14 protein-coding genes and 2 pseudogenes are annotated in these 22,016 nt (G+C 45.4%); 7 read left to right on the forward strand and 9 right to left on the reverse strand.

From position 1 onward, the window contains the following. Positions 1 to 12: 12 nt before the first annotated feature. Both srfAA and hxlR read right to left on the reverse strand, forming a co-directional pair. Positions 13 to 10,776, reverse strand: coding sequence for a surfactin non-ribosomal peptide synthetase SrfAA (srfAA, locus tag PUN35_RS12885; protein ID WP_031600149.1), 10,764 nt, complete (start codon positions 10,774 to 10,776; stop codon positions 13 to 15). 572 nt (positions 10,777 to 11,348) lie between these two features. Beyond that, a complete protein-coding gene (hxlR, locus tag PUN35_RS12890; protein WP_003246265.1) occupies positions 11,349 to 11,711 on the reverse strand; it encodes a transcriptional activator HxlR in 363 nt (120 codons plus the stop codon). A gap of 228 nt (positions 11,712 to 11,939) precedes the next feature. Between hxlR and hxlA the strand changes: the two genes are divergently transcribed. The 5 genes and pseudogenes from hxlA (at position 11,940) to nin (ending at position 16,009) form a co-directional block, all read left to right on the forward strand. Further along, positions 11,940 to 12,572 (forward strand): 3-hexulose-6-phosphate synthase, encoded by a 633-nt coding sequence (hxlA, locus tag PUN35_RS12895; protein ID WP_014478804.1) that lies wholly within the window; start codon positions 11,940 to 11,942, stop codon positions 12,570 to 12,572. Positions 12,573 to 12,577: 5 nt separating this feature from the next. Continuing rightward, positions 12,578 to 13,135, forward strand: a complete 558-nt coding sequence (hxlB, locus tag PUN35_RS12900; RefSeq protein ID WP_014478803.1) for a 6-phospho-3-hexuloisomerase — start codon at positions 12,578 to 12,580, stop codon at positions 13,133 to 13,135. 110 nt (positions 13,136 to 13,245) lie between these two features. Continuing rightward, positions 13,246 to 14,967 (forward strand): annotated as a pseudogene (gene tlpC, locus PUN35_RS12905) (methyl-accepting chemotaxis protein TlpC). Positions 14,968 to 15,134: 167 nt separating this feature from the next. Continuing rightward, the gene (gene nucA / locus PUN35_RS12910; RefSeq protein WP_014475770.1) at positions 15,135 to 15,584 is read left to right on the forward strand and encodes a DNA-entry nuclease; all 450 of its coding nucleotides are present in this window, start codon (positions 15,135 to 15,137) and stop codon (positions 15,582 to 15,584) included. A gap of 26 nt (positions 15,585 to 15,610) precedes the next feature. Further along, entirely contained in the window at positions 15,611 to 16,009 is a 399-nt protein-coding gene (gene nin, locus PUN35_RS12915; RefSeq protein ID WP_014478800.1) for a DNA-entry nuclease inhibitor, read from the forward strand. A 36-nt stretch (positions 16,010 to 16,045) separates the two neighbouring features. On the opposite strand, the gene bglC is transcribed toward nin, so the two are convergent. The 7 genes and pseudogenes from bglC to PUN35_RS12950 all read right to left on the reverse strand — a co-directional run bounded on the left by bglC (position 16,046) and on the right by PUN35_RS12950 (position 20,259). After that, positions 16,046 to 17,479, reverse strand: a complete 1,434-nt coding sequence (bglC, locus tag PUN35_RS12920; protein ID WP_014478799.1) for a 6-phospho-beta-glucosidase — start codon at positions 17,477 to 17,479, stop codon at positions 16,046 to 16,048. 72 nt (positions 17,480 to 17,551) lie between these two features. Further along, positions 17,552 to 18,296 (reverse strand): annotated as a pseudogene (locus PUN35_RS12925) (AAA family ATPase). 18 nt (positions 18,297 to 18,314) lie between these two features. Beyond that, the gene (locus PUN35_RS12930; protein WP_014478796.1) at positions 18,315 to 18,635 is read right to left on the reverse strand and encodes a DUF3147 family protein; all 321 of its coding nucleotides are present in this window, start codon (positions 18,633 to 18,635) and stop codon (positions 18,315 to 18,317) included. Next, a complete protein-coding gene (locus PUN35_RS12935; protein WP_014478795.1) occupies positions 18,623 to 19,045 on the reverse strand; it encodes a MarR family winged helix-turn-helix transcriptional regulator in 423 nt (140 codons plus the stop codon). Before PUN35_RS12935 ends, PUN35_RS12930 begins: the two co-directional genes overlap by 13 nt. A 127-nt stretch (positions 19,046 to 19,172) precedes the next feature. Beyond that, positions 19,173 to 19,505 (reverse strand): YckD family protein, encoded by a 333-nt coding sequence (locus tag PUN35_RS12940; protein ID WP_014478794.1) that lies wholly within the window; start codon positions 19,503 to 19,505, stop codon positions 19,173 to 19,175. 81 nt (positions 19,506 to 19,586) lie between these two features. Next, the gene (locus PUN35_RS12945) at positions 19,587 to 20,042 is read right to left on the reverse strand and encodes an RDD family protein (protein WP_014478793.1); all 456 of its coding nucleotides are present in this window, start codon (positions 20,040 to 20,042) and stop codon (positions 19,587 to 19,589) included. Between the two features lie 19 nt (positions 20,043 to 20,061). After that, positions 20,062 to 20,259: a hypothetical protein gene (locus PUN35_RS12950; protein WP_121509395.1), complete on the reverse strand. Its 198-nt coding sequence runs from the start codon at positions 20,257 to 20,259 to the stop codon at positions 20,062 to 20,064. Positions 20,260 to 20,419: 160 nt separating this feature from the next. Between PUN35_RS12950 and PUN35_RS12955 the strand changes: the two genes are divergently transcribed. Beyond that, positions 20,420 to 21,283, forward strand: coding sequence for a transporter substrate-binding domain-containing protein (locus PUN35_RS12955; protein WP_014478792.1), 864 nt, complete (start codon positions 20,420 to 20,422; stop codon positions 21,281 to 21,283). A 9-nt stretch (positions 21,284 to 21,292) separates the two neighbouring features. Next, positions 21,293 to 21,973 carry an amino acid ABC transporter permease gene (locus PUN35_RS12960; protein ID WP_014478791.1) on the forward strand — a complete coding sequence of 227 codons (681 nt, stop codon included), beginning with the start codon at positions 21,293 to 21,295 and terminating at the stop codon, positions 21,971 to 21,973. Positions 21,974 to 22,016 lie beyond the last annotated feature (43 nt).

The following is a 22,016-nucleotide window of genomic DNA, read 5'->3' on the forward strand; positions in this document are numbered from 1 at the left end:
ATGCCACCTCTATTAGAAAATTTCCATTAATTTATCCAGCTCATCCAGCGTCAAATCGTCGTCACCAAGATCACTCGGGGTCAGTTCCGTACCGTCTTGAGATAGGCAATGTTCAATGATTCTGAGAAGATGCGCTTTAAAGCTGTCACTGAATGTTTGTACTGTTTTTTCATGAAATTCAAGAGAATGATAGGCCAGTGACATCGTCAGTTTTCCGTTTTCGATATATCCGACAACATCCAGCGCATTCGGTTTTTCTGTTTCAGGGCTTAATGACTGTCCTGATGGCAGCTCTGATCTCGTAAACAAACCTGCATCCGACATTTCGTCAAACTGACCTAAATAGTTGAAACTGACATCCGGCTGAATCGAGAACGCCACATCTTCTTTATGTTCCGGTGCCGTCAGATAGCGCAGAATGCCGTATCCGACTCCCTTATTCGGCACATGTCTGATATCTTCTTTCATTTGCTTCAGCTGGTAGCCCAGATCATCCGCATGCTTCATATCGAGCACCATTGGGTACATACTTGTAAACCAGCCGACTGTGCGGGAAATGGTCAGGTCTTCTATGATTTCTTCACGTCCGTGCCCCTCTAAATGAACATTTACTCGATCCTGACCCGTCCACTCCTTCATTGCCAATCCGAATGCCGTCAGCAAAATATCATTCATTTCTGTGTGATATGCCTCATGCACCTTTGTGGTGAGCTGTTCTGTCTCTTCAGCAGTCAGCGAGAATTCAATTGTCTTTGTATGTTTCATTCGCTGATCACCAGATTCGCGGTCTTTCGGAAGCTTTGCCGCGACAGCTTGTTCTTCAAGCTGTCTCCAATACTCTTTTTCTTTCAAAAAGGCTTTGGAGTTCGCGAAGTCTTGCAATCTCTCTGCATACTCTGCAAATGAATGTGTTTTCTGCGGGAGAACCGGTTCATTGCCTTGCTCAAGCTGTGTATATACTGCGGCGAAATCCTCCAGTAAAATCCGCCACGACACGCCGTCAACCACTAAGTGGTGAATGGCAAGAAGCAAGTGGTCTCCGTCTTCCGCTTGGAACAAGCCTGCTTTTAACAAGCCGCCTTCCTGCAAGTCGATGCTGCTTTGCAAACGCTCCGCTTCTCTCTCTATACGGTCTTCGTAATCTGCAGCTTGGCCCTCAATCTGGATGACCTCCAATTGAGCGGAAGCAGCTTCAAGACCTCTGTTGTATTGAATGACGTCTTCCTGTCCCTCACGGTAGACCATACGGAGCGCGTCATGATGCTCGATCAGCGCCTGCAATGTTTTCTCCACCCGTTCAGGACCAAAGCCCTTTTTGGCGTGAAGCATCACAGATTGGTTCCAGTGGTGCTTGTTCGTGAAGTTCTTTTCAAAGAACCAGCGCTGGATCGGCGTCAGGATGACTTCGCCCTCCACCGGGCCTTGGTCTGCCTGTTTGCCTTCGGCACGCTCTACGTACTGGGTAAGCTCTTCGATCGTCGGGTGCTGGAAGAGATCTTTCATTTCCAGCTTCCAGCCGTGCTGGTTCAAGCGGCTCGCCATTTGAATTCCTTTGATGGAATCTCCGCCAAGCGAGAAGAAATTGTCGGTGACACCGACTTCAGACATTCCAAGCACGTCCTGCCAGATGCCGGCAAGCAGCTCTTCCATGTCGGTCGTCGGCGCTTTGTATTCTCCGCTTCCCGCTTCGATGTCCGGCTCAGGCAAGGCTTTGCGGTCCACTTTGCCGTTTGCCGTAACCGGAAGCTCGTTCAGCGTCACCCAGAACGCCGGGATCATGTAATCCGGCAGGGTTTCCTTCAGTGCTGATTTCAGTGCTTCTATGTCAGCTATTTCCGGTGTGACATACGCCGCGATCGCTGTGTTGCCTCCTTTATCTTTGACAGCTGTCACCGCCGCATCCTGCACCTCAGAAAGCTGGGCGAGCTGGACTTCAATTTCTGAAAGCTCGATCCGGTAGCCGCGGACCTTGACCTGCTGGTCGATCCGGCCGATGTATTCGATGCCGCCGCCCGTCCATTTCACCAAATCGCCGGTGCGGTACATGCGCTCACCCGGCACAAACGGATCAGCGACAAACCGCTTCGCGGTTTCGTCTTCTCGATTCAGATAGCCTCGCGCTAATCCGCGTCCCGCCACGCAAAGCTCTCCGGCTACGCCTTCCGGCTGCACCTGATTGCCCTCGCCGAGAATGTACACTCTCGTATTGGCAATGGCCCGTCCGATGGAAAGCGAACCTTCCTCCGGATGGATTTCTGCGCTTGTGGCAACGACCGTGTTTTCTGTCGGCCCGTAGTTGTTGACGAGTGTGTACGGCTTTTTCACGGCGCGCTTCAGCTTGTCTCCGCCTGTCAAGAGAACACGGAGTGATGTGTTCTCAAGCTCCATGAACTGTTCCGCAAGCTGTGTCGGCAGGAACGTGATCGTTACGCCGTTCGTTTCAAAATAATCGTTCAGGCGGACGATATCGAGGCGGATCGCTTCATCAATGACGTGAAGTTCGGCGCCGATCGTCCAGGTCGGGAACATCTCCCAAATGGAAGCGTCGAACCCGAAGCCCGCGTACTTCGCACTGCGGTCCTCCGCTGTCATGCTGAACGCGTCGTGGTGCCAGAAGCACAGGTTCACAAGCGCATGGTGCTCGACCATGACACCCTTCGGCTGTCCGGTCGTTCCTGACGTGTAAATCATGTACGCCAAGTTCTCCGCGGTTACAGCCGTCTCTGGATTTTCCTCATCGTTTTCATCAAGCGGCAAGCTTAGAATCGTGCGGCTTCCGTCGAGAAGAATAACGTCTCCTGAGAAGCTATCCGGCACTGAAATGCCTTCTTGCTTCAAGAGAAGCTTCGCGCCGCTGTCCTGTAAAATATACTCAATCCGCTGATCCGGGTAGTCAGGATCAATCGGCACAAACGCCGCTCCCGCTTTTAAGACGCCAAGCACCGCGGCGGACATTTCAAGCGACGGCTTCGTGAGAATGCCGACGCGGTCATCCGGGCTGATGCCGCAGTCCATCAGAATCCGCGCGAGACGGTTTGCCTTCGCATTCAGCTCGCCGTACGTCCAAGATTGGCCGTTGTAGGTGACAGCCCGGCGGTCTTTGTGGCGCTGGGCAGTCTCTTCGAATAGCTGATGAACCGTTTTGTCTGTCGGCACAGGCAGCGCTTTGCCCTTCCATGCCTCAAGAAGCGCTTGTTTTTCTGTCTCGGTGACCAGTGACAGGCTGGAAAGCGGCTGGTTCGGGTTCCCGGTAACAGCATCTAAAAGCTCCATCCAATATTGCTTCCATCGTTCAATCGTTTCCTGCTTAAACAGAGCTGTATTGTATTCGAGTACGAATGTAAGCCCTCCGTCGGTTTCGTCAGCCGTCAGCGTGAGGTCAAACTTGGCTGTTTTCCGTTCAAACGGATGCGGCTCAAGCTGAATCCCTTTCATTGTTAAATCCTTTATATTCGCATTTTGCATTGAAAAAACTGCATCGAATAACGGATTTCTGCTTGTGTCACGCTGAACCTGAACATTTCCGATCAAGTCCTCAAGTGGGTAATCCTGCGCATCAAAAGCGCTGAGTGCCGTTTCTTTCACTTCGTTAAGATAGTTGGCAAACGTCTTTTCACCCTTCGGATACGTGCGCAGCGCCAATGTATTGACGAACATTCCGATGACGCGGCTGACGTCCGCTTGAGATCGTCCGGCGACAGGTGAACCGACGATGATATCGTCTTGCCCGCTAAGTTTTGATAAAAATGCACTGTATGAAGCCAGAAGCACCATGTAAAGCGTGGAATCCGTTTCTTTTGCAAGCCTGCGCAGAGCATCGGCTTTGCCTGCTTCTAATGAAAATGCAATGCGGTCTCCCTCAAATGTTTGAACGGCAGGCCGACTGTAATCAGTCGGAAGCGTCAGCACCGGCAGTTCTCCGTCCAGCTCCTTCAGCCAATGCTCTTCTTGCTTCTTGTAAAGCTCAGACTGAATGAACTGCTGCTGCCACACGGCATAATCCTTATATTGAATACGGAGCGGCTCAAGGGTTTCTCCGTCGTACAGCTTTGAAAGCTCCTCAATCAGCACACCGACAGATGCACCATCAGAAATAATATGATGCATATCGAACAGCAGCACATGCTCAGTGTCTGAATGCTTGATAAGCCCTATTCTGAACAGTGGAAGTTGGTCGATTTTGAAAGGCTTAATAAACTCAGAAACGATCCGCTCTGTCTCTTCTTCCGGGGCTTCGAAATAGGCTATCTCGCACTCAGCCTCTTCCCAGATCCGCTGCACCGTTTCTCCATCTTTTATTTCAAACGTGGTTCTCAAGGCTTCATGACGCTGCATTAACTGCTGCATGACGCTGTTAAGCCTTTCAACATCAAGCTCACCTGTCAGGCGCAGAACCGCCGGCATGTTATAGCTCGTTTGCGCATCCTCAAGCTGCTGAAGCACGTACATCCGTTTTTGCGGTGAAGAAACAGGATACGTATCTTGTTTCTCTGCCGGGCTGATACTTGCGGCTGTCCCTTTTTCAGCAGAGGCAATCACCTGTGCCAAGCCCTCAACCGTCGGTGACTGGAAGAGATCCTTGAGTGACAGCTCAACGCCCAGTTCCTGATGAACCAAGGCAAGCATCTTCATGCCTGCTAATGAATGTCCGCCAATGTCAAAGAAGTGGTCATAAACGCCGACTTGTTCTGCCTGAAGCACATGTGCCCAAATGTCTGCGACTTTTTGTTCCGTTCCATTGCGTGGCGCAACATATGAAACACCTCTTGAAACGTTGGCATCAGGAATCGGCAGCGCTCTCCGGTCAATTTTTCCGTTCCCTGTCAGCGGCAGCTCGTCCATTTGGATAAACACCGCAGGAACCATATATGCCGGCAAGTCCTTCGCAGCATGCTCTCTCATCTCCTGTGATGAGATGTCTCCCTCTCCGACACAGTAAGCACACAACAGTTTATCTCCCGCTCCTTGATCAACGGCAAGCACAACACTTTCCTGAACACGATCATGGGTTTGCAGCTGATGTTCGATTTCTCCAAGCTCGATGCGCTGTCCGCGAATCTTCACCTGATGGTCGATTCGCCCGATAAATTCGATGTCGCCATTCGGCAGCCATCTCGCAAGGTCTCCCGTTTTATACATGCGTTCGCCGGATGTAAACGGATGGGGAACAAATTTCTCCTCAGTCAGTTCCGGACGGTTGTAATAGCCTTTCACGAGTCCTTCGCCGCTGACGCAAAGCTCTCCGGCAATCCCGGCAGGCTGCACGTGTCCCGTACGGTCAAGAATGTATACTTCCGTATTGCTGACCGGTTTTCCAATCGGAACAGACAGCGTGTGCTCCTCCAATTCATCAACCGGATGATACGTCGCGAAAACCGTGCTTTCAGACGGCCCATACATGTGAAGGAGCTTGCCCTTTCCAACCGTTTGCAAAGCTTTTCTGACATGCTCAACCGAAGCCCGTTCCCCGCCAAACATAATCTTGCGAAGCGTTGACAAGCACGCCGGATTCAAGTCCACAAGCAAGTGGAACAAAGCGGTTGTAATCATGAGAATGCTGATGTTCTCCCGTTCAATGACGCGGGACAGGCGAGCCATGTCCAAAACGGTTTCCTTCGGTATCAGCACCAGCTTGGCTCCGTTTAACAAAGAGCCGAACATATCGAACATAAACGCGTCAAACACGTAATTGGAAAGACCGAGAATCGTATCCTGTTCTGTAATGCTGAGATAATTCGTTTCCTTCACCGTGCGGAGAATATTGGCATGTGTCACGATATTCCCCTTAGGTGTTCCAGTCGTTCCGGAAGTATACGTCAGGTTGGCCATTGCTTCAGAATCAAGAGGCAGTGCGAGATTGCGCGCATCGGCATGATAGCTTTCTTCCTCATCGGCTAGCACGATAACGCCCTTAAATTCCGCTTCTTCCGCCAAAGCCTTTAATTTTCTCTGAGTGAGAAGCACCTTTGCTCCGCTGTCACGGAAGAAATGCTGCATCCGCTGAATCGGATGTTCCGGATCAATCGGAACATAAGCCGAACCTGATTTTAATACTGCCAAGATCGACACAATCATATCCATTGACCGCTCGCATAAGACAGCCGCAGTTCTTCCTTCGCCAGCTCCAAGAGAAAGAATGCCGCGGGCTAAACGATTGGCCCGTTCATTCAGTTCACGATAAGTAAGTGATTCGCCTTCATATTGAAGCGCAGTGTGGTCTGGCGTATTCGCCGCTTGCTCCTCAAACAGCTGAACAATTGTTTTATCTTTAGGATAAGGTGTTCTGCCCGGGTTAAACTGCTGAATTTGCGAAGCAGCCTCCTCTTCAGAAAGAAGCTTATACTCGGAAATCCGCTTCTCCGAATCAACCGCAGCCTCTTCAAGCAAACGCGCAAAATGCGTAAGCAGCCTGTCTGCCGTGCTTTGTTTAAACAGCTTCGTGCTGTAATCCAAATCAAGCTCAATGCCTTCATCGGTTTCTCTCGCCTGCACCGTCAAATCAAATTTGGCAATCTTGAAATTGGTCTCTTGAACAGACAAGGAAAGATCGCCGACAGCCGGAATGCCCTCTGTCGCGTTTTGAAGGCTGAACATCGTGTCAAACAGCGGATGCCTGCTAACATCACGCGGGATGTTCAAATCTTCAACAAGCCACTCAAACGGATAGTCCTGATGAGAAAAGGCATCCAGCACCCGTTTGCGGACACGCGAGATCAATTGGGTAAACGTCTCATTCTGCTTCACCTCACTGCGAATCGCAAGCGTATTGACGAACATCCCGATAATGCCCTCTGTATCGGAGTGATTTCTGCCCGCTGACGGTGTCCCGACAATGATGTCATCCTGCCCCGTATACTTTGACAAAAGCGTATAGTAAGCGGACAGCATCACCATATATAAAGTGGCGCCGTTTTGTTCAGCCAAACGATTGAGGCGATCCTTTACCCCCGCATCCAGCTTGATTGACACCCGATCCCCTTCAAAGCTTTGAACAGGTGGTCTTGGGTAATCGGACAGAAGCTGAAGCACCGGGAGCTCGCCTGCAAAGACTTCCTTCCAATAAGCCTGGTCCTTCTTGTACCCTTCAGCAGCCTGTCTGCTTTGCCATACAGCGTAGTCCTTATACTGGAGACGAAGATCAGGAAGCTGTTCGCCTTTATAAATGCGTGCTAACTCCTCCAGCATAATGCCAATGGATACACCGTCAGAAATCAAATGGTGCATGTCAAACAGCAGCATATGACGGTTCTCTTCAAGCCCCAGCAAACCGATTCTGAACAGCGGAGCTTTCGCCAAATCAAATGTCCGAACGAATGAAGCCATAATTGCCTCATCTGAGCGGCCGCCTCTTTCAATCATTTCGATGTTGAAATCAACGCTATCGTGAATTTTCTGTCTCGGCGTGCTGTTTTCAAGAACAAATGATGTTCTCAATGACTCGTGGCGTCGGATTAATCCCTGAAATGCGCGCTCCAGCTTTTGAATATCTAAAGGCCCTTCCAGAATTGCTGCTGCTGGCATGTTATAGCCGACTCCCGCATCCTCGAACTGGCTGACGATATATGTTCGCTGCTGTGCCAATGAAAGCGGGTAATGCTCCTGTTTTTCAGCAGGTTCAATCACCGCAAAAGCTTTGCTTTCTCTGTGATCAGCTTCCTCTGCAAGAGCCGTAATCGTCGGATGCTCAAACAAAAATTGAAGCGGAATCTCAATGCCTGTTTCCTTATGAATCTTTGTTAAAAGGGTCATGGCTTTTAATGAATGTCCGCCAGTTTCAAAGAAATTGTCAAAGATCCCCGCCTTCTCAACGTTCAGCACGTCCTGCCAAATGGCTGCGATTGCTTTTTCAGTCTCATTTCGCGGCGCTGTATAGGCAGTGCCGCTGACAGCCTTCACCTCTAGTGCAAACAGCTTGCGGCGGTCGACTTTGCCGCTTGGTGTAAGCGGAATTTCTGTCACTTCTGTAAAGTAAGCCGGCACCATATAGTCAGGAAGCTGTCTGGCCGCATGCTCCCTCAAACCGGCTGGCGCAAATTCGCTTCCAGGCTTCTGCACAACATATGCGCAAACCTCAAGATTTCCCTGTTCGTCAGGGCGTGCCAAAACAACGGCTTTTGCAACGTCTGGCGCCTGCTGAATCACGGCTTCAATTTCCCCAAGCTCAATCCGGTATCCGCGGACTTTGACCTGGTCATCCTCTCTGCCTAAATATTCGATTGTTCCATCTGGAAGCCAGCGCACCACGTCCCCGGTCCGGTACATGCGATCGCCCGGCACGAATGGATCTTGTAAAAACTTCTCTTCCGTTAATTCAGGCAAATGTAAATAGCCTCGGCCCACACCGTCTCCCGCGATATAAAGCTCACCCGCCACGCCTTCAGGCTGCAGCCGGCCTTTTTGATCCAAAATATATAAGCGGTTATTCCCCAGCGCTTTCCCGATCGGCACATACGCTGATTGAACTGCATTCTCAGGGATAACCGGATGAACAGACGCGTCAACGCACGTTTCAGTCGGCCCGTATACATTGGTCAAACGCGGCGCTGTGCCTGCTTCTTTAAACAGCTTCAGCAGCTTGTCCGCAACAACAGTTGACAGGCCTTCTCCTCCGATCAGCATGTGCTTCAGTTTTAGGCCTTCAAAATCGCCTGCTGCTGCCAGCATTTGCAAATGAGCAGGTGTTCCATCCGTCGCCTCAATGCTGTTTCTCCGATAATATGCAGCAAGGGCGGCCCCGTTCGTCACTGTTTTCTTCGGTACGATATAAAGGGTTTGTCCCAAAAGAAGCGACGCGAAGATCTGCTTCACTGACGCATCGAAGTGGAACGGCGCAAGCAATGCCATCCGCAGGGTTTGGCTGCCGCTTTGATAAATCGTCTGCTGCAGAGATTCAACCAAATGATGAACCTGGCGATGCTCAATCATAACGCCTTTCGGACGTCCGGTTGTTCCCGATGTGTAAATAATGTAGGCAAGGTTCCGTGCGTTCACATCTGCATTCAGGCTTTCTTCTGCACCTTCCGCAATCGCCTGATCTAAGTCAATCAGCTCAGCATCGGCTTCAGGCGCCGCAACCTTCGATTCAGTCAGGATGAAGTCCGCCCCGCAGTCCTCCAAAATATATTGAATGCGCTCAGCAGGAAAACCCGGATCAATCGGCACATAGGCTCCGCCGGCTTTTAAAATTCCCATGATAGCTGTAATCATCCGTTCAGAACGTTCAATCAAAACCGCGACAGGACTGTCCGGGCCAACCCCTTTCTGTTTCAGCACATTGGCGATGCGTGCGGATTGTTCATGTAACGTTCGATAGGACAATGTACGATCTTCGAATACAACCGCTGGATGATCTGAAAGCTGCTCAGCCTTTTCTTGGAACAGTTCCGGGATCGTCATGTCCTTACGGTAGCTCACAGATTTACCGCCGGCCCTCGCAAGCAGCTTCTCTTTCTCCGCATCAGAAATCATCGTTAATTCATCAATGGTATGCTCTGGATGCGTTAACGCGTTCTCCAGCATGGTAATCATGCGCTCACAAATCATGTTGATTTCTTCACGAGAAAATAAATCAGTGCGGTAATCAAAATCTATGGTGAGTTTCCCAGTATCCCATCGATCCTTTACATGAATTGAGACATCATTTAATCCGCTGCCGCTGAAAATCGGCTCAGTCAAAAAGGCAAGATCCTCTTCTTTCTGCCACTGCATCACTTGATATTCAAGAGAAACAGTAAACAGCTTGGTCAGAGAGCTCTTTGTTTCACGCAAATCGTTGATCAGGAGATTATACGGGTACTTTTGGTGGCGGAGTGTCTTCATGAGATCCTTCATCCGGTCTTTGACAAATTCTAAAAACGCCTGCCCGCCGTCAATGTTTGTCCGAAGCGGAACCGTAGAAACAAACATGCCAAGCATCTGCTTCTCTTTCGCATTTGTCCGGTTGCCCATAAAGGTTCCCGTCACAACATCATTCTGGCCGCTGACCCTGTACAAGTAGGCGGCGAGCAACGATTGAAATACCGAAAGAACACTGACTTTATTCGCCTCACAAAACGACAGAATCTGCTGATGAAGCGCTTCAGGCACATCTTTAGAGAACCTCTCAGCATCTAAACTTCCCCCTGCGGATGCATTCCGTTTCAAGGAAACAAGTTCAGGCACCGATTCAAATTGTTTGTTCCAAAACGCCTTGTCCTTTTCAAACCGCTTCGATTGAGCATAGTCCTGTTCAGATAAAACATGATCGATAAATGAATGCGAGATTCCTTCTTTTGCCTCTGAGCCGCTGGCTAATTCTAAATAAATGTGCATGATCGCATTCCCGAGAATATTCATGGAGATACCATCAGAAATCACGTGATGAACATTTGCGTAAAACCATACTTCATTTTCCTTTATGGTGAACAAGGAAAAACGGAATAAATCACAATCGTACAACGGCAAAGGTTTTTTCGTTTCCTCCCGGCTCCATTGTGAAATAAACTCTATCGCATTCGGATCTTCAGTAGTGTCAGTATGTTTTATATCAACAGGCCGATACTCGCTAATATATTGTACAGGCTCCCCGTTTTCATCTAGCCGCAACCGAAGGCGCATGGCGTCATTTCTGCGAATAAACTCTTGAATCGCCTGCTCAACAAGCACATAATCAATCGCATCAGCTGAAACCAGCTTACCAATCCCCGCAAGATTTGAAATGCTCGTGTGAGGATAAAATTTTTCTGTGTACCAAATTCGTTTTTGTGCATCCGTTAAAGGATAAAAAGTTATTTCCATATTGTCATACCTCCCCTAATCTTTATAAGCAGTGAACATGTGCAACGCATTTTCTCTTTCTTATCCATATCAGCTTTTAATTCTTATGAACTAACAGCCGAAATAGCCCAAAGTACTACACTTAAAAAGCAGTGCTTCCAATCAAAAAACAGATGGCCGCTATTAAAGCAGGCTGCCGTCAGTCAGCATTGCGGCGTTTAACATAAGCGGATAAAGACCGCAAGACCCCACCCTAATAAGAAACCAATTTTGGCTATTTATTCATTGTTTTCAATATTTTTTATCTTTCTACCGTTTACTTTAAATGAAAAAAATGTTTTTATCACCGAAAAATGGGTGAAAAGTTTCATGCGGGATGCCGAAAGATTCCAGTTTATTTACAGGGATATTTTTGCGGGATGCCGCAATCATTTCCACTAAACATTATTTACAGAAAAATAAAAATTTTTAAACCAAACTGCTGCGTTCAATCTTTTTTTATTGCTGAATGCAATTTACAATCTTTACATGACTATGTGTACCGCGCAAAACCGAAAAAAAGGCAAAAAAAAGACACCCTTGCGAAGAGCGTCTTACAACGATTCTTTCATGACATTTTTGTCGATATCAATCAATTCCATATAACCTTTCCCCCACTCATACATGGCTTCAAGAATAGGCATGAGGCTTTCTCCGTGCGGGGTCAGAGAATATTCAACCTTCGGCGGGACAACTGGATACACTTCCCTGTGAACAATCATATCCTGCTCAAGCTCTCTCAGCTGATTCACGAGGATCTTCTGCGTAATATCAGGAATCAATGTTTTTAATTCATTGAACCGTTTTGTGCCTTCTTTTCCTAAATGCCATAAAATGAGCATTTTCCATTTACCGCCAATCACTGCAAGCGTTAATTCCTTCTCACAATTAAACCTTTTGTCGTCCATCCGGCTCAATAGAATCCCCCCCTTAGTAACCTTTTTGTATGTTAGATACGTATCATCACTTACTTTTTTGCAGACTCTTTTTTCATTATACTCACTCATAAAATCAAGCGAAAGAAATCTGATTGTCTCTCCTCACAGTATCCTCCAAGTAACTTGTTGACTTCAAAGTGCCTACTTCTCATCAAAAGAAGGAACCTATAGAATGAAAAATAATTCGAAAAAGGGAGTGGATCAACAATGGAATTACAGCTTGCATTAGACCTCGTCAACATCCCGGAAGCCATTGAGCTCGTCAAAGAGGTAGAACAATACATCGACGTAGTTGAAATCGGAACACCGGTCGTCATCAATGAAGGCCTAAGAGCCGTTAAAGAAATAAAAGAAGCATTTCCTCAATTGAAGGTTCTTGCAGACCTGAAAATCATGGATGCCGGAGGCTACGAAATTATGAAAGCGTCGGAAGCAGGCGCTGACATCATCATCGTTTTAGGGGCTACAGACGATGCAACGATTAAAGGCGCAGTAGAAGAAGCCAAAAAACAAAAGAAGAAAATCTTAGTGGACATGATTAACGTGAAGGATATCGAATCCCGTGCGAAAGAAATTGACGCACTCGGTGTTGACTACATCTGCGTCCACACTGGCTATGATCTTCAAGCAGAGGGCAAAAACTCTTTCGAAGAATTAACGACAATCAAAAATACCGTAAAAAACGCAAAAACCGCAATCGCGGGCGGCATCAAACTTGATACACTGCCAGAAGTGATCAAGCAAAACCCTGACCTTGTCATTGTTGGGGGCGGAATTACAAGCGCAGCTGATAAGGCGGAAACAGCTTCAAAAATGAAGCAGCTGATTGTCCAAGGATAACTTCTATGAAAACGACTGAATACGTAGCGGAAATTCTCAATGAGTTACACAATTCAGCAGCTTATATTTCTAATGAAGAGGCTGACCAGCTTGCCGATCACATTCTGTCATCCCACCAAATTTTCACCGCGGGTGCGGGTCGGTCTGGCCTGATGGCAAAATCCTTCGCGATGAGACTGATGCACATGGGCTTCAACGCCCATATAGTAGGTGAGATTCTCACTCCGCCGCTCGCCGAAGGAGATCTAGTTATTATCGGCTCAGGATCAGGCGAGACAAAGAGCTTGATTCATACCGCAGCAAAAGCAAAAAGCTTACACGGAATTGTTGCCGCTTTAACCATCAATCCGGAATCAAGCGTCGGAAAACAAGCGGACCTCATCATCAGAATGCCTGGTTCTCCTAAAGACCCGTCAAACGGAAGCTATAAAACCATTCAGCCAATGGGATCATTATTTGAACAAACTTTGCTGCTATTCTATGATGCAGTGATTTTAAAACTCATGGAGAAAAAAGGACTCGATTCTGAAACTATGTTCACTCACCACGCAAACCTTGAATAGCATCACACAACCGGCCTGAAGATCAGGCCGGTTTTATTTTTTCTAAAATAAAACTTTAAACCCGAAAACCCGATAAGTAATATGACCTACAAATCCTAAAAGGAGGAATTATGTTGATAAAACGATTTAAGATGAAGCTAGGAACTAAAATTCTTTGCCTCGTTTTCGTGGTGATTCTTTTGTTTTCGGCATCAGTTGGCACTGTGATGCTTAAGGAAATTACAGAAAACATGAAACAAATGGCAACTGAAAAAGCGAAAGGTGATCTCGCTTTAAGCAGCACTTATATTGATGATGTCATATCAGGCGACTGGCAGGTGAAAAACAATAAGCTCTATAAAGGGCAAACACAAATCAATGGAAATGAAGAGCTTGTTGATCTGCTTGGTGAAAAAACAGGTGATACCATTACCATTTTCCAAGGCGATACTCGTGTTGCAACCAATGTCATGAAAAATGGCGAAAGAGCTGTCGGCACTCAGGCTTCTTCTGAAGTTATTGCCGCTGTTTTAAAGAAAGGAAAGTGTTTTTACGGACAAGCAGATGTAGCAGGTTCTTCTTATCAGACTGCATACATGCCGTTAAAAGATCAAAACGGGAGCATCATCGGCATGCTGTATACCGGAGCTAATCAAAGTATTTTAGCATCACTTACACAATCACTTTTCACTCAATTCGCTATCGTTCTTGTTATCGTCATTATGCTATCAGTCATCCTTGTCTTGGTTTTCACCAGAAAAATCAACAAGCGCCTGAACGCTTTAAAAAGCGCCTTTGAAAGTGCCGGAAACGGAGATATGACAATAGAGGTGTCAGACAAAACCGGTGACGAGCTATCAGAACTAAGCGTCTATTATAATAAGATGAGAATGAAGCTGAACGATACCATACAAACCGTACAACAATCAGCCCTTCAGCTTGCGTCAGCCTCTCAGCAGCTCTCAGCCGGAGCAGAGGAAACAAATCAAGCTTCAGAAAAAATCACAGAAGCTGTACAGTAGATTGCAAATGGAGCCCAAGATCAGATCATCCGAATTGAAAATAGTGAAAGCTCATTAAAACAAGCTTCAGCAGACATCCGGGATATTTCTGCAAATACTGCCGCTATCGCTGACAAAGGGCAGCTCGCTCAATCAAAAGCAGACATTGGACAAAAGGAAATTGCAAATGTACAGGCGCAAATGGATGCGATTCACCAGTCAATTCAGAAAAGCGGAGAAATCATACACCAGTTAGACGGCCGCTCTAAACAAATTGAGCAAATTTTATCGGTCATCACCCAAATTGCCGATCAGACAAACCTGCTTGCGCTGAATGCAGCTATTGAAGCTGCCAGAGCCGGTGAACAAGGAAAAGGCTTTGCTGTTGTTGCTGATGAAGTACGGAAATTAGCAGAAGAGTCTCAACAGTCCGCGGGGCAGATTTCAAAACTGATCATAGAAATACAAAAGGATATGAACCGGTCTGCAAGATCTGTTGAGCATGTGAAAACAGAAGCTGCAGAAGGAGTCACCATGATCCAGCGCACCAGAGATGCATTTAAGGAAATTGCAGCTGCAACAGGTGAAATCAGTGCCGAGATTAGTGATTTATCAGCATCTGTAACAAACATTTCAGCCAGTGCACATCATATAAATCATTCCTTTGCAGCCAATACGGCCGACATTAAAGAATCTACTAAAAATACCCGGCAAGCAGCTGCATTAACAGAGGAGCAATTTGCTGCAATGGAGGAGATTACCGCAGCTTCTGAAACACTTTCTCAATTAGCTGAGGAGCTTACCGGTATCATAAGCCAATTTAAAATGATTAATCAAGCCGAAAACGGCTGATGACTTACTATCATTATTGTAAATTGGCAATCGTATTTTGCTGAAAACAAATATTTCGATCTGCTAAAATTACGATTTCTGCAATAAACTGAGCGTAAAACATAAAATTTAAACCTTTACACCAAATGCTTTCTGGATTACTCTTGTGTCAGTTTTAAAAGCGGGAGGTGAACATCACGACGGACATCATAAAAACGATACTTCTCGTCATCGTCATCATAGCAGCTGCAGCTGTCGGCCTGATAAAAGGAGACTTTTTCTCAGCTGATCAAAAAACGTCTCAAACGAAAGAATATGATGAAACAATCGCCTTCCCATCTGACCGGTATCCCGAAACTGCCAAGCATATTAAGGATGCGATAAATGAGGGGCACTCAGAGGTGTGCACTATTGACAGAGACGGAGCTGAAGAACGCCGCGAGCAATCATTAAAGGACGTACCTTCCAAAAAGGGGTATGACAGAGATGAATGGCCAATGGCCATGTGCAAAGAAGGCGGTGAGGGAGCTTCTGTAGAATACATTTCTCCCGCTGACAACCGCGGAGCAGGCTCTTGGGTCGGGCATCAGCTTACCGATTACCCAGACGGCACAAAGGTTTTATTCACAATTCAGTAAACAGTACATAGAGGAGGAACAGCACATTGATCAAATCATGGAAGCCGCAAGAACTTTCGATTTCATATCATCAATTTACTGTATTTCAAAAGGATTCTACACCTCCTATAATGGATTGGACTGACGAAGCGATTGAAAAAGGATATACTGCGGCAGACGGAGCCATTTCATTTGAGGCACAGCGAAATACAAAGGCCTTTATTCTTTTGCGCCTGAACAGTTCAGAAACAGTAAACTCCTACGAAAAAAAAGTGACTGTTCCTTTTCATGTCACAGAAAACGGAATTCATATTGAAAGCATTATGTCTAAGAGACTGTCCTTTGATCTGCCTAAAGGAGACTATCAATTGACATGCTGGACTGTGCCGGCTGAAATGTCAGATTTGCACGCCGACACTTATATTATTGATGCTGTTTCTGTGTAATGAAAAACCCCTGAGAGAATAACTCTCAGGGACTCTTTATAAACTTTCTCCGTTCGTCTTGATGACATCTTGATACCAATAAAAGCTTTTTTTCTTCAAGCGTTTTAAATCGTATGTGCTTTCTTCATCACGATTGACATATACAAATCCGTATCTTTTTTGGTAGCCGTTCAGCCAGCTTAACAGATCAGTAAACGACCAGCTGCAATAGCCGATTAAATCAACACCGTCACTGATGGCTTGTCTGCATTGCTCAAGATGCGAACGTAAATAATCAATTCGATAATCATCCTGTACAGTGCCGTCCTCAACTTTATCAAATTCACCCAAACCGTTCTCTGTTATAAACACTGGAAGCTGATAGCGGCTTGTAATTCGGCGAAGACCGATACGCAGCCCAATTGCGTCAATTGTCCAATCCCAGTTGCTTGTTGTCAGATGCGGATTTTTTTTCGTTTTGAACACTCCGGGTATCCCCGTCTCCTGATTGGTTCCCTTTTGGCCTGTCGTATTCATTTTCCCTTCTGACACACCATCAAGCGGATTTCGTTCATAGGTGATCGTCTGATAATAATTGACACCTACAAAATCAGGCTTCCCTTTGGCAAGCAGCTCGATATCTCCTGCTTCGATTGTCGGCGCCCATCCCTGTTTTTCCAAGTAGCGGAATGGAATTTGCGGGTAGGTTCCCCAGCAATACATGTCAAGCCACCAATTGTTCATAAATTCTTCGGCGTTTTCAAATGCCAGTATATCCTCTGGATGGCTTAATAAAGGGTAAGCCGGAGAATATGCAAAGCTAGGACCTATTTTGCCTTCAGGCACATATTCTCTAAATGATTCGATGGCTTTTGCATTAGCCAGAAACGCAATATGGTTTGCTTCGTAAAATCGTTTTCTGTCTTTCACTCCAGGCGGATGCATGGCTGTAATAAATCCGTGATTAAAATTGTAGTTCTGTTCATTTAACGTAACCCAATATTTCACCCTGTCTCCAAAACGTTTATAAAGAGTAATACAGTAGTGATTAAAATCCTCTATGATGTTTCTGGATTCAAACCCGCCGTATTCGTCCATAAGCGCTTGAGGCAAATCCCAGTGATATAAAGTCAGAACCGGCTCGATGTGATGAGAAAGCAATTCATCAATCAGACTATCGTAAAACGCTAGACCTGCTTCATTGATCTCTCCTTTTCCTTTTGGAAAAACCCGTGGCCAGCTGACGGAAAATCGATATGCTTTTAACCCCATCTCAGCCATCAGAGCGACATCTTCTTTAAATCGGTGATAATGGTCAACCGCAATCTCGCCATTGGTTCCTTTAAACGTTTTGCCCGGTATTTTCGTAAACACATCCCAAACAGAAGGGCCTTTGCCATCTTCATTCCAAGCGCCTTCAATCTGGTACGCTGCAGAAGCAGAGCCCCACAAAAAATGTTTCGGAAAAGATTTTGGATGCTGGTGGATCATAGTGTTTATCACTCCTGAATTATTTGATAAACCTATCATAGGCTATGAAACGCGTTTCAGATCAACTCGATGTTAGTCACGGAACAGCTCCGCTAATATTTTTTCTCTTTGTCCAAGAAAATATCGTGTTAATTGAACATGCTCTGTATTCTCATATTCAATATGATGTATTCTTCCACCATCAAAGCTTAAAATATTAGCATTGGGATAGCCCAGTAGGATTGGGGAGTGAGTCGCAATGATCATCTGTACATTTCCGCCCTTCACCAATTCCGCCCTTCACCAAATCATGTATAACTCTCAAAAAAGCTAATTGTCTAGCTGGAGAAAGTGCTGCTTCTGGCTCATCTAAAAGGTAAATCGCTTTCTCTTTAAAACGATGACGGAATAGAGACATAAAGGACTCTCCATGTGATTGATTGTGTAGCGGCCTCCCTCCATAGGAACGGTATGGCTGAGGAGCATCTAGTTCCATCTCATCCAGATGAAGAGAAAGATGATAAAACGATTCAGCCCTTAAGAAGAAGCCATTTGTTACCTTTGGAAGCCAAGATAAACGTATATAATCTCCTAAATGGGAATCTGACTCCCGTAATTCATAGACATTATTTCGGCTTCCGCCCGCTGTATTGAATTCACACTTATCTGCTATCGCTTCAAGCAAAGTAGATTTTCCAGATCCATTTTCCCCCACAAAAAAAGTCACTTGGCTAGTAAATAAGATGTCATTTAATTGACTTATAGCCGGGATAGTAAAAGGAAATCTGTCAAAGTCCAAAATCTTATCTCGAAGAAGAGTAACCTTTTTTAAAAACATAGCATCTCCTTTCTATACTCAGTTAAATAATATATTGAGAAATATCTTCTGCATCCATAAAAACATAGCCCATCCTAGTATTCCAACACATAATGCAAACCAAAACGGCACATGAATTTTCAGCAAAAAAGCCAAAATAGCTAGTAAACAAACTGTAGCTGGGATTCCTGTAAGCACACCAGATGCAAATTGACTTTGTATTTGCATCCAAAAAAGGCTTAATAAACTGACCAAGGGCAAAGCAGCAATGATGCCGCCATAGGTCGGATGTCTTTTTGATATTTCAGTAACAAAACCGATAATCAACGCAGAGATGATTACTTTACTTAAAACTGCCATTGTTTAGCTTCCCTACTTAAAAGTTCAAATGCCTGTTCAAGTAATTGCTTTTCTGATGTGCTCATTCGTTCAATTATTTCTTTTAATTTCTCTTTATCTAGCTGTGTATGCTGTTCAAGAACAGATCTTCCTTCTTGTGTTAAGAAAACTAAAACTTTTCGTTCATCCTGTTGACTTCGCCGTTTAGCTATAAATCCCTTTTGAATCAAACGTTTAGTATGCTCTGACGCTGTATTGTGAGAGACAGACAAGTATTCAGCCAAAGCTCCTATTGTCACCTCACCTTGCTTTTCAATATGCTGCATAATCCGTATTGCCTGGTGAGAAATATTATCTTTATGTTGATAATGTAATAAATAATAAATATCTGTCCACTGCTGATTAAGTTTAGAGATTAAATCCATTTCCATCATTATACACCCGATTTATATCTTATTATAAGATATAATCAATAAAAGCGATATATTTTTTCGGAAAATTCATTCAGTAACTTTTAACAATAAAAAAGCACCCAATTCCCATTGGATGCTTTCCATCTTAATGTCTTTTTTCAAATTTATGCGGATGAGGATGGTGCTTTGGAACAAAGCCGTTTTGTTTCATCATTTCAAAGTGTTTGTCCAAGTGATTTTTAATGTGTTCTCCTCTTTCTTTAGGCAGGACACCGTATTGTACATACTTTGAGATTACGTCTTTGCGCTTTTTAAGAATCTCTGCTTCCAGTTGTTCAACCTCTTTCTTTTGCTGATCTGTCAGTGTAACATTTGCGGGAGGCTGCTGCTGTTTTTCAGCGGCCTCAGCTGTACCGGTCAGAGAAATGACAGTCGTTGCAATGAACATTGTTATGATGTTAATGGTTATTCGTTTCATCCAGTTTATTCCTCCAATCCTATTTTTCATATGGTTTGCTGCCTTGTATTTTTTATGCATAAAAATAAAAAGAGCGAACCATTATTCGCTCTTTCTAATCTCTTCGTCAGTATTAAGTTCTTCTTCACCTGGTGTCGCATAAGTGACATATGTTCCCGCGATTAAATCATGCAGGGTCCGTTTGTCTTCTCGTACGGCAATCAGAATCAGGCTGGCGATCAAGCCGAGTCCGAAGGTTATAAAGTAAACCAGGCCGGCTACAATAACCCGTAAAAACATTGTTAACAGGCTGACTTGTGATCCTTCTTTTTTTACGATTCTGATTCCGCAGATCCTTTTTCCGATAAGATAACCGTGCCAAAACACCGGCAGCAAAATAGAATACAGCAGAACAACCAAACTGATGAACATGCTGTCGTTTGGGTCTTTTCCTGTAATCAGCCAATAGATCAGCAAAAGCGGCACGGAGACTATAATGTAGTCTAACAATGCAGCTCCAAGTCTGATCCAAAATCCGGCTGGTTTGTAAATATTCATTTGACTCCCCCATTATGGTTTAAATGTTTCCGTTTTCTTTCTCATCGAATATATCATATGCCTTAGGGGCATCAGCAAGACTTAAATTTATTCTGAAGATCGGTTTCATGCTTCTTGACCATTTCTTACGGTATTGGCATAGAGGAATAACGGATCTGCTGCATCCTTCACGTCCACATGTGTTTCCTTGGTACGTCGGGCATTCATCCTTGGACAACTCCTTTGTTCATCACCAATTCCCTTCATAGCCGCTATTAAACACCTACTATGCCTTTTGTATACACAATTCGAACTTTTTGAAAACGCGATCAACATATTGCAACCCCTTATGTTCAATGCTATCTTTTTAGTTGATTAACAGATTGGGGGAAATATAGGTGAAATCATTCAAGCAATCCAAAGCCGTTATATTCAGTTTCACAATGGCTTTCTTTCTTATATTGGCAGCCTGTTCCGGCAAAAATGAAGCCGATTCCAAGGATACAGGCTGGGAGCAAATCAAGGACAAAGGGAAAATCGTAGTCGCTACATCAGGTACGCTCTACCCCACTTCTTATCACGATACTGACTCAGGCTCCGATAAGCTGACGGGCTACGAGGTTGAAGTTGTTCGTGAAGCGGCAAAACGCCTGGGACTGAAGGTTGAGTTCAAGGAGATGGGCATTGACGGGATGCTGACAGCGGTGAACAGCGGACAGGTTGACGCAGCCGCGAATGACATCGATGTGACGAAGGACCGCGAGAAGAAGTTCGCATTTTCTACTCCATATAAATATTCATACGGTACGGCAATTGTCCGAAAAGACGATTTATCAGGGATTAAAACGCTTAAGGATTTAAAAGGGAAGAAAGCGGCTGGCGCGGCTACAACCGTCTACATGGAGGTCGCGAGAAAATACGGCGCCAAAGAAGTGATTTATGATAATGCGACGAATGAGCAATATTTAAAAGATGTTGCCAACGGACGCACTGACGTCATTTTAAACGACTATTACCTGCAGACACTTGCGCTCGCGGCATTCCCGGATCTCAACATTACAATTCATCCTGACATCAAGTACATGCCGAACAAACAGGCCCTTGTCATGAAAAAAAGCAATGAGGCACTTCAGAAAAAGATGAACGAAGCATTGAAAGAGATGAGCAAGGATGGCTCTTTGACTAAACTGTCGAAACAATTCTTCAATAAAGCAGATGTATCAAAAAAAATTGATGCCGACGTTCAGGACGTTGATTTGTAATCGGACGCCATGATCAATAGCATTCAATGGGAATATATTTTCAACACGAAGCTGGTCATTGAATCGTTCCCTTATGTCATAAAAGGCATTGGGTATACACTGCTCATCTCTTTTGTAAGCATGTTTGCAGGAACTGTGATCGGCCTGTTCATATCACTCGCTAGAATGTCTAAGCTTGCTTTGTTAAGATGGCCGGCGAAGCTCTATATCTCATTTATGCGGGGCGTTCCGATTTTAGTGATTTTGTTTATCCTTTATTTCGGGTTTCCTTATATCAGCATTCAATTTTCCGCTGTCACGGCTGCTTTAATCGGTTTTAGCCTTAACAGCGCCGCCTACATTGCGGAAATTAACCGTTCAGCCATTTCATCCGTCGAAAAAGGACAGTGGGAAGCCGCATCCTCGCTGGGTCTTTCCTATTGGCAGACGATGAGGGGCATCATTTTGCCGCAATCGATACATATTGCGCTGCCTCCGCTTGCCAATGTATTGCTCGACTTAATCAAGGCGTCCTCTCTCGCTGCGATGATTACAGTGCCGGAATTGCTCCAGCATGCGAAAATCATCGGGGGCAGAGAGTTTGATTATATGACCATGTATATTCTGACCGCTCTCATTTATTGGGCCATCTGCTCCATTGCCGCGGTCTTTCAGAATATCCTTGAGAAAAAATACGCTCATTATGTTTAAACAAACGTTTCATTAAAAAAAGCCGTTCTCCAGGGGACGGCTT

It is taken from the genome of Bacillus sp. N3378-2at, assembly GCF_033412715.1.
In the GTDB taxonomy this organism is placed as follows: domain Bacteria; phylum Bacillota; class Bacilli; order Bacillales; family Bacillaceae; genus Bacillus; species Bacillus subtilis.